The following is a 7,139-nucleotide window of genomic DNA, read 5'->3' on the forward strand; positions in this document are numbered from 1 at the left end:
CGGCCTCGCTCCCCATCCAAGACAAAGTGGCAGCAACGACGCCTATCGCAGAACCCGCGGCGGTAGGCCCGAGATCAAACAGGCCCTCTTCATGGCCGCTCTCGCCGCCGCTCGACACAACCCAACCCTACGCCACTTCTACCAACGCCTCAAAAGCAACGGCAAAAAACCCATCGTCGCCCGCATCGCCGTCATGCGCAAAATTATCGTCATCGCAAACGCTCGCATCCGCGATGCTCAACTGAGTTGATGACGATTGAAGGTGGCGGGAGCCCTTAATCCTCCTCGGCGATCCGCACCTTCAGCCCGTCGAGATGATCGCCGAATTCGATCTGGCACGACAGGCGGCTGTCGGCGTCGCGGTCGGCGGACGAATCGAGCAGGTCGTTCTCGTCCTCGCTCATCGGTTTCAGTTTGGCCGCAAATTCCAGATCGACATGGACGTGGCACGTGGCGCAACTGCAGCAGCCGCCGCACAGCGCCAGGACTTCGTCGATCCCGGCGTCGCGGATCACTTCCATGACCGACAGGCCAGCCTCGCCCGTGATTTCCTGTTCTTTCCCGTCGCGCGTCACGACGATAAGCTTGGGCATGTCTTTCCTCCGTCCGGTTGCGAGCGCCCATGCCGCGCCCGGCCGCTTCGATCAAGGTTTCCGATGGTCCAGACCAGTATATCGCTTCATGCGTCGCTGGACGCGCTCGCCGCGATCGAGCCCGCCTTCGCCGCGGCGCTGACCCGCGCCGGTTATCCCCAGCCGCGCGTGCGCGACCGCGGTTACGCGACCTTGCTGCGCACCATCGTCGGGCAGCAGGTGTCGGTCGCGGCGGCGCAATCGATCTGGACCAAGCTGGAGGCGCAGGTCGGCGACCTGACCGACCCGGCGACCATCGCCGAGGCGACCAACGAGCAACTCCGCGCCGCCGGCCTGTCGCGACAGAAAGCGAGCTATGCGCGCAGTCTCGCCGACGAAGTGACCAGCGGCCGGCTCGACCTCGCGCATTTGCCCGAGGATGACGAGGAGGCGATCGGGCAACTTATCCGGATCAAGGGCATCGGCCGCTGGTCGGCGGAAATCTATCTGCTGTTCGCCGAAGGGCGTCCCGACGTCTGGCCGGCCGGCGACCTAGCGGTGCAGATCGAGATCGGCCGCATCCTCGGCCATGACGAGCGCCCGGCGGAGAAAGTGATGCGCGAGCTGGCGGAAGGCTGGCGCCCGCATCGCGGCGCGGCGGCGATCCTGGCGTGGCATCATTACAAGGTGGATATGGAGGTGATCTGAAGGGGGCGGTTTCCGGGTCGACAGCGGGATTTGCGTCCTACCGGACTCCCCTCCCAGCAAGGGAGGGGCTGGGGTGGGTTGGCGAGCGCAGCGAGCCACGATACGCTGGCCACATGCGTCGCCGCATCGATCCAGAATTGACCGCGAGAGCGCGTCAGTTGCGCAACAATCCAACGCCGGCCGAACTCGCAATCTGGCATCGCGTTTCGCGTTATCGACCGGCCTTCACGCGACAACTCATCGTTCCGCCCTTCATCATCGATCTAGCGTGTCGGCGTGCCCGATTGGCAGTCGAACTCGATGGCAGCCAGCACATCGATCGCGCACTTCAGGATGCGGGCCGATCAGCATATCTTGCGCGCCTTGGCTGGCGCGTCATCCGTCTCTGGAATTCCGAGATACTTTCCAATCCCGATGGCGCAGCGGAATACATTCTGCTGCAGGCCGCCGAGTGCCTCGGCGGCACCCACCCCCAGCCCCTCCCTTTCAGGGAGGGGAGAGCCAGGACACGACGCGCAGACCCGTAATTACAGCTTCATCAATAATCGCTATTGTCTACCCCGCCCGCGTCCACGTCATCGTCTGGCAGAAGATCGCGATACAGCCCTGGACCTTCAGATTGGCGCCGTCGCGGGCGACGACCGCGCGATAGGTCTTGCCGGTCTTGGGATCGTAGATGCTGCCCTTCCAGCCGTCGCCCGAGGCCGTCATGCCGGTCAGGATCGCGAGCCCGACGAGCGGGCGGTTCTTGAGCTTGGGGTCGGGATTGCGCGCGTCGACCCAGGGACCGGTCGGCGGTCCCTTGATGACCTTGGCGATGCGACCGCACAGCGCGCCGCCGCAATCGCCGATCGCGACGACGGCGCCGCCGTCGGCGGTCAGCCAGCGGCCAGCGATCGGTGGGGCGGCGAGAAGCGGGGTCGCGAGCGCGACGGCGGCGATCGCGGCGAGGATAGGACGAATCATGCGCCCGACCTTAACAGGTCCGTGGCGCGCCGCGTGTACCCGAGTTGGCGATCGATAAGTCATGTCCATCACGCCATCTTTGTGCCGCTTCCAGCGGGTGCGGTTCTATCGCGAGCCATCTTATATGCACATGTGATATGACGCCCTGAGATATCATGCGCAATCGGTATAAAGATTGGTCTCTACGACGACGCTTCGACCCGGCTGCGTCCGCCGCGATCATCGCCTAAGGGGAAGGCGCGATTCGCGCACGCAAGGAGGCGACATGAGCGACGGCTGGACGATCGGAATCATCGGCGGTTCGGGCCTCTATGCGATCGACGGGCTGGAGGATGCCGAGTGGCGCCGCGTCGACACGCCCTGGGGCCAACCCTCGGACGACCTGCTGTTCGGGCGGATCGGCATGGTAAATCTGGTGTTCCTGCCGCGCCACGGCCGCGGCCATGTCGTCCCGCCGTCCGAGCTCAATTTCCGCGCCAATATCGATGCGCTCAAGCGTTCGGGCGTGACCGATGTGCTGGCAATCTCGTCGATCGGGTCGCTCGAGGAGGATCTGCCGCCGGGGCATTTCGTCGTGGTCGACCAGTTCATCGACCGCACCGTGCATCGCGCGTCGAGTTTCTTCGGCACCGGCATGGTCGCGCATGTCAGCATGGCGCACCCGGTGTGCGAGCGGTTGTCGGGCTTTGCCGCCGCGGCGGTCGAGGCGGCGGGCGGCGCGGTCGCGACCGGCGCCACCTATCTGGCGATGGAGGGGCCGCAATTCTCGACCCGCGCCGAAAGCCTGCTCTATCGCGACTGGGGCGCCGACGTGATCGGCATGACCGCGATGCCCGAGGCCAAGCTCGCGCGCGAGGCGGAACTGCCCTATGCGCTGATCGGCATGGTCACCGATTACGATTGCTGGCGCGAGAGCGAGAAGCCCGTCGAGGTCGCCGAGGTGATCGCGCAGATGCACAGGAATGGCGACGTTGCGCGCCGCACGGTCGAGGCATTCGTGAGGGCGCTGCCCGATGAACGCACGCCGTCGCCGATCGACACGTGCCTTGACGTCGCGCTGATTACCGATCCGGCCAGGCGCGAGCCGGCCTTGCTCGCCAAGCTCGACGCGGTGGCGGGGCGCGCGCTGCGGCGTTAGGGTGGAACCGCATGGTCCCGGAGGACGTATCGGGGACATGCCATTGGGGACCGAATGACGCCACCGCCGAGCAGCGACGCGATCCGCGACGCCGCGCCTTTCGCGCGGAGGCGCCCGTCGCTGGGCGAAAGCCACGCCACCATCGCGGTGCCGGCGAAGGGCGCGTGGCGGCGGTTCTTCGCCTTCGTCGGCCCCGGCTATCTGGTTGCCGTCGGCTATATGGACCCGGGCAATTGGGCGACCGACCTCGCGGGAGGATCGGCGTTCGGCTATACCTTGCTCGCGGTCGTCCTGCTGTCGAGCCTGATGGCGATCCTGCTCCAGACCCTGTCCGCACGGCTCGGTCTCGCCGCCGGGCTCGATCTCGCTCAGGCGTGCCGCGCGCGCTACGGGCGCAAGACCACGATCGCACTGTGGCTGCTGTGCGAGCTGGCGATCATCGCCTGCGATCTGGCCGAAGTGCTGGGCACTGCGGTCGCGCTCAAATTGCTCTTCGGGCTGCCGCTGCTGGCGGGCGTGCTGATCACCGCGGTCGACGTCCTCCTGCTACTCGCGTTACAGCGGTTCGGATTCCGTAAGCTCGAGGCGTTCATCGCGACCCTGCTGATCGTGATCGCGGGGTGCTTCGCCTATGAATTATGGCTGGCGCGGCCCGATTGGACCGCGGTCGCGGGCGGATTGGTACCGCGGGCGCAAATCGTCACCAACCCGGCGATGCTCTACATCGCGATCGGCATCCTGGGGGCGACGGTGATGCCGCACAATCTCTACCTCCATTCCTCGGTGGTGCAGACGCGCAAGGTCGCGGCGGGCGACGAACGCGGCGCGATCCGGCTGGCGACGATCGACACGATGGTGTCGCTGGGGCTCGCGTTCCTGATCAACGCCGCGATCCTGATCCTGGCCGCTTCGGTCTTCCACACCGCCGGCCGCGACGACGTCGCCGATATCGAGCAGGCGCATCATCTGTTGTCGCCGATGCTCGGCGCGGGGGCCGCCAGCGTGGTGTTCGCGCTGGCACTGCTCGCCTCGGGGCAGAATTCGACCATCACCGGCACGCTCGCGGGGCAGATCGTGATGGAGGGATTCCTCGACCTCCGCATGCCCGTCTGGCTGCGCCGGATCGTGACGCGGCTGCTGGCGATCGTGCCGGCCGCGTCGGTCATCGCCATTGCCGGAGAGGGGGCGACCACCAGGCTGTTGGTGTTGAGCCAGGTCGTGCTCAGCCTGCAATTGCCGTTCGCCGTCATCCCGCTGGTCGCGTTCACCGGCGACCGGCGGATGATGGGCGCCTTCGCCAGCCCGTGGCCGCTGCGCATCGCCGCCTGGACGGTCGCGGCGGCGATCGTCGCGCTCAACCTCAAGCTGCTGGTGGGCGTGGCGGGTATCTAACGCCGTTCCTCTCGGGGTTGCTCGATCAGGTATCGCGGCCCCAATTGAGGGTGACCTTGGTCGATCCCCGGACGGTCTCGACCATCGCCATGACCGATCGCTTGCTGCCGTCGCGCGCCGAGAACAGGGTGGGGGTCGACAGCGCCGGCACCAGCCCGTCGCCGATCGCTTTGTCCTTGTACCAGGCGATGACCGCGCCGGGCTCCGCAGCCGTCGTGTAGACCACCGTCCCGCTCTCCCGGCGCGGTTCGCCGGCCGGGCCCGAGACACAGGTTTCGACCTGCGCGTCGGCATAGAGCGGCACGAACTCCGGCAATTTGCTGCAATCGGCCGGGGCATCGCTCGACGCCGCAACCGACGCCGTGGTGGCGGGGCCACGGGCGTCGGCTTTCCGGTTGTCGTTCCCCGCCTCGCATCCGCCGAGCGTCAGCATTGCGCCGGCGAGAATGATCCTGAGCCTCATCGGCGCCGCGCGACCGGCCGATCGTCGCGACGCGCCGGGATCACTTCGCCATCGACGCGAGCTGGCCGAGATTGACCGACGAGACCGCCGCTTTCAGCACATCGATCGACGGCGCCGATCCCTCGGCCTCGACCGCGAACCGGCTGGCCACGGTCACCGCGTAGCGGCCTTCCTTCGACTGGTTGTCCCAGCGTTCCTCGACCAGATTGCCGTTCTGCATCTCGGACTTTTCATAGCCGGTCGCGGTCTGCTTGTTGGTGGTGCCGCTGATCTGGCTGCCGACGACATTGAGCGCGTTGCCGAGCGCGCCGCGATCGCTGACCGACAAGCGGAAGCTCTGGTCGCCCGATTGGAACTGCGCTTCCGCGTTGCTGCCGTTGAGGCCCGCGGCGCCGCCGCCCTGGCTTTCGATACTGGTCCGGTTCCAGCCCGAAACCGCCGCCGGCAGCATGTTCTGGAGCGCGTTCGGATCGACCGCCTTGACCGCGCCGTCGCCGCCCTTGAGCGACGCTTCGACCGAACTGCTGGCGGCCTGGAGCTTCGCGGCGGTCTCGTTCAACTTGCCGGTGTCGATCGTCGTCCCGCCGACGGTGATCGAGCCGCCGCCCGGCGTACCGAAGCCGCCCGCCGCAGGCGACATCGCGAACATCGCGCCGCCGATGATCACTGCGACAAAGCCCGCCAGGATCATCGCGACGATGCCGACGATGATCGAGACGATGACGAAGCCCGGGGCCTTGTCCTGCGGCACTTTCATCAGGAGCGGCCCGCCGACCCAGAGGAGGTAGATGTTGTAGAGGCCGATCAGGCTGCCGATGACGCCGAGCGCCGGCAGGATGCCGAGGATCGCCGCGATCCAGCCGGCGGTCGCCGAGAAGGCGGCGACCTTGAGCGCCGAAACCGAATTCTTGGTGCCGCCGAAACTGGGGGCGAGCGCGTCGATGATCAATGCCCAGACATAGGTCATGCCGACCGTCAGCGCCCAGGTCAGGAGCGCCGTGACGATCGCGCCGATCAACGAGGGGCGCCACGCCACGCCGAAGAAGCTGATCGGGAACACCATGACCTGGATCAGGTGCGCGATCGGACCGATCGCCGCGAGCGGGGCTACCCAGCCCATCAGGATGCCCCGGACGGTCATCGGCTCGGCATCGATTGCCGGCCATTCGTCCTTGGGCCTCAGGATCAACCGCTGAACGCGTCCGATCATGCCCCCGCCGCCCACCGGCGGTTGTCCGACGTCCTTGGGAAATTCGCTCGCCATGATGCAGAAACCCCTTTCATTCCGGGCTGATATGCCCCGCTACCGTCCCATTCTGCCGCGTTTCGCGGCGCTCTTATTGGATCGACCCGACATCGCTTGCCGTAACGGCAAGGCGTCGAGTCCCCTGTACCATCCTTTGCGGGCGGGCGGGAGCACGATGTTGCGCCGGCGCAACCGATGCCTACATGGCGGACATGAGCGACAAGACGACATGGCACGGCACGACGATTCTGTCGGTGCGCAAGAACGGCAAGGTGATCGTGGTGGGCGACGGCCAGGTGACCGCCGGCCAGACGGTGATGAAACCCAATGCCAAGAAAGTGCGCCGGCTGGGCGACGGTAGCGTAATCGGCGGGTTCGCCGGCGCGACCGCCGACGCCTTCACCCTGTTCGAGCGGCTCGAAGCCAAGCTCGAGCGCGCCAACGGCCAGTTGATGCGCGCCGCGGTCGACCTCGCCAAGGATTGGCGGACCGACAAATATCTCCGCAATTTGGAGGCGATGATGATCGTCGCCGACAAGGACGTGACGCTGATCCTGACCGGAAATGGCGACGTGCTCGAGCCCGAAGGCGGCATCGCCGCGATCGGGTCGGGCGGCAATTACGCGCTCGCCGCGGCGCGCGCTTTGGTCGAAT

The 7,139-nt window shown here is 66.6% G+C and carries 10 protein-coding genes; 6 read left to right on the forward strand and 4 right to left on the reverse strand.

Annotated features, from left to right (window positions below):
• Positions 1-250: transposase (locus tag ACTHJR_RS18145; protein ID WP_440524785.1), on the forward strand; the 250-nt coding region annotated here is incomplete at its 5' end.
• Positions 251-275: 25 nt separating this feature from the next.
• Here ACTHJR_RS18145 and ACTHJR_RS18150 read toward each other — a convergent pair.
• Positions 276-593, reverse strand: coding sequence for a 2Fe-2S iron-sulfur cluster-binding protein (locus ACTHJR_RS18150; RefSeq protein ID WP_440524786.1), 318 nt, complete (start codon positions 591-593; stop codon positions 276-278).
• 63 nt (positions 594-656) lie between these two features.
• Here ACTHJR_RS18150 and ACTHJR_RS18155 point away from each other — a divergent pair, with 63 nt between their 5' ends.
• Together ACTHJR_RS18155 and ACTHJR_RS18160 are read left to right on the forward strand one after the other, a co-directional pair.
• The gene (locus ACTHJR_RS18155) at positions 657-1,280 is read left to right on the forward strand and encodes a DNA-3-methyladenine glycosylase family protein (RefSeq protein WP_440524787.1); all 624 of its coding nucleotides are present in this window, start codon (positions 657-659) and stop codon (positions 1,278-1,280) included.
• 113 nt (positions 1,281-1,393) lie between these two features.
• Positions 1,394-1,807: an endonuclease domain-containing protein gene (locus ACTHJR_RS18160; protein WP_440524789.1), complete on the forward strand. Its 414-nt coding sequence runs from the start codon at positions 1,394-1,396 to the stop codon at positions 1,805-1,807.
• A 28-nt stretch (positions 1,808-1,835) separates the two neighbouring features.
• Here ACTHJR_RS18160 and ACTHJR_RS18165 read toward each other — a convergent pair whose 3' ends face one another.
• On the reverse strand, positions 1,836-2,246 hold the full coding sequence (locus ACTHJR_RS18165) for a DUF2147 domain-containing protein (protein WP_440524790.1): 411 nt from the start codon (positions 2,244-2,246) through the stop codon (positions 1,836-1,838).
• Positions 2,247-2,511: 265 nt separating this feature from the next.
• On the opposite strand from ACTHJR_RS18165, the gene ACTHJR_RS18170 reads away from it, so the two are divergent.
• On the forward strand, positions 2,512-3,384 hold the full coding sequence (locus ACTHJR_RS18170) for an S-methyl-5'-thioadenosine phosphorylase (RefSeq protein WP_440524792.1): 873 nt from the start codon (positions 2,512-2,514) through the stop codon (positions 3,382-3,384).
• 54 nt (positions 3,385-3,438) lie between these two features.
• A complete protein-coding gene (locus ACTHJR_RS18175) occupies positions 3,439-4,776 on the forward strand; it encodes an Nramp family divalent metal transporter (protein WP_440524793.1) in 1,338 nt (445 codons plus the stop codon).
• A 25-nt stretch (positions 4,777-4,801) separates the two neighbouring features.
• Here the strand turns inward: ACTHJR_RS18175 and ACTHJR_RS18180 are convergent, their stop codons facing one another.
• Together ACTHJR_RS18180 and ACTHJR_RS18185 are read right to left on the reverse strand one after the other, a co-directional pair.
• Positions 4,802-5,239: a hypothetical protein gene (locus ACTHJR_RS18180; RefSeq protein ID WP_440524794.1), complete on the reverse strand. Its 438-nt coding sequence runs from the start codon at positions 5,237-5,239 to the stop codon at positions 4,802-4,804.
• Between the two features lie 40 nt (positions 5,240-5,279).
• Complete coding sequence (locus ACTHJR_RS18185; protein ID WP_440524795.1) at positions 5,280-6,503, reverse strand: Yip1 family protein; 1,224 nt, start codon at positions 6,501-6,503, stop codon at positions 5,280-5,282.
• A 194-nt stretch (positions 6,504-6,697) separates the two neighbouring features.
• On the opposite strand from ACTHJR_RS18185, the gene hslV reads away from it, so the two are divergent.
• Positions 6,698-7,139, forward strand: a 442-nt coding sequence (gene hslV / locus ACTHJR_RS18190; RefSeq protein WP_440524796.1) for an ATP-dependent protease subunit HslV, incomplete at its 3' end; no start/stop codon positions are given.

The organism is Sphingomonas sp. (assembly GCF_051962185.1).
In the GTDB taxonomy this organism is placed as follows: Bacteria; Pseudomonadota; Alphaproteobacteria; order Sphingomonadales; family Sphingomonadaceae; genus Sphingomonas.

Coding starts and splice junctions, on each gene's coding strand:
- ACTHJR_RS18150 (WP_440524786.1), bottom strand. CDS start 593: ATGCCCAAGCTTATCGTCGTGACGCGCGACGGGAAAGAACAGGAAATC.
- ACTHJR_RS18155 (WP_440524787.1), top strand. CDS start 657: ATGGTCCAGACCAGTATATCGCTTCATGCGTCGCTGGACGCGCTCGCC.
- ACTHJR_RS18175 (WP_440524793.1), top strand. CDS start 3,439: ATGACGCCACCGCCGAGCAGCGACGCGATCCGCGACGCCGCGCCTTTC.
- ACTHJR_RS18165 (WP_440524790.1), bottom strand. CDS start 2,246: ATGATTCGTCCTATCCTCGCCGCGATCGCCGCCGTCGCGCTCGCGACC.
- ACTHJR_RS18185 (WP_440524795.1), bottom strand. CDS start 6,503: ATGGCGAGCGAATTTCCCAAGGACGTCGGACAACCGCCGGTGGGCGGC.
- ACTHJR_RS18170 (WP_440524792.1), top strand. CDS start 2,512: ATGAGCGACGGCTGGACGATCGGAATCATCGGCGGTTCGGGCCTCTAT.
- ACTHJR_RS18180 (WP_440524794.1), bottom strand. CDS start 5,239: ATGAGGCTCAGGATCATTCTCGCCGGCGCAATGCTGACGCTCGGCGGA.
- ACTHJR_RS18160 (WP_440524789.1), top strand. CDS start 1,394: ATGCGTCGCCGCATCGATCCAGAATTGACCGCGAGAGCGCGTCAGTTG.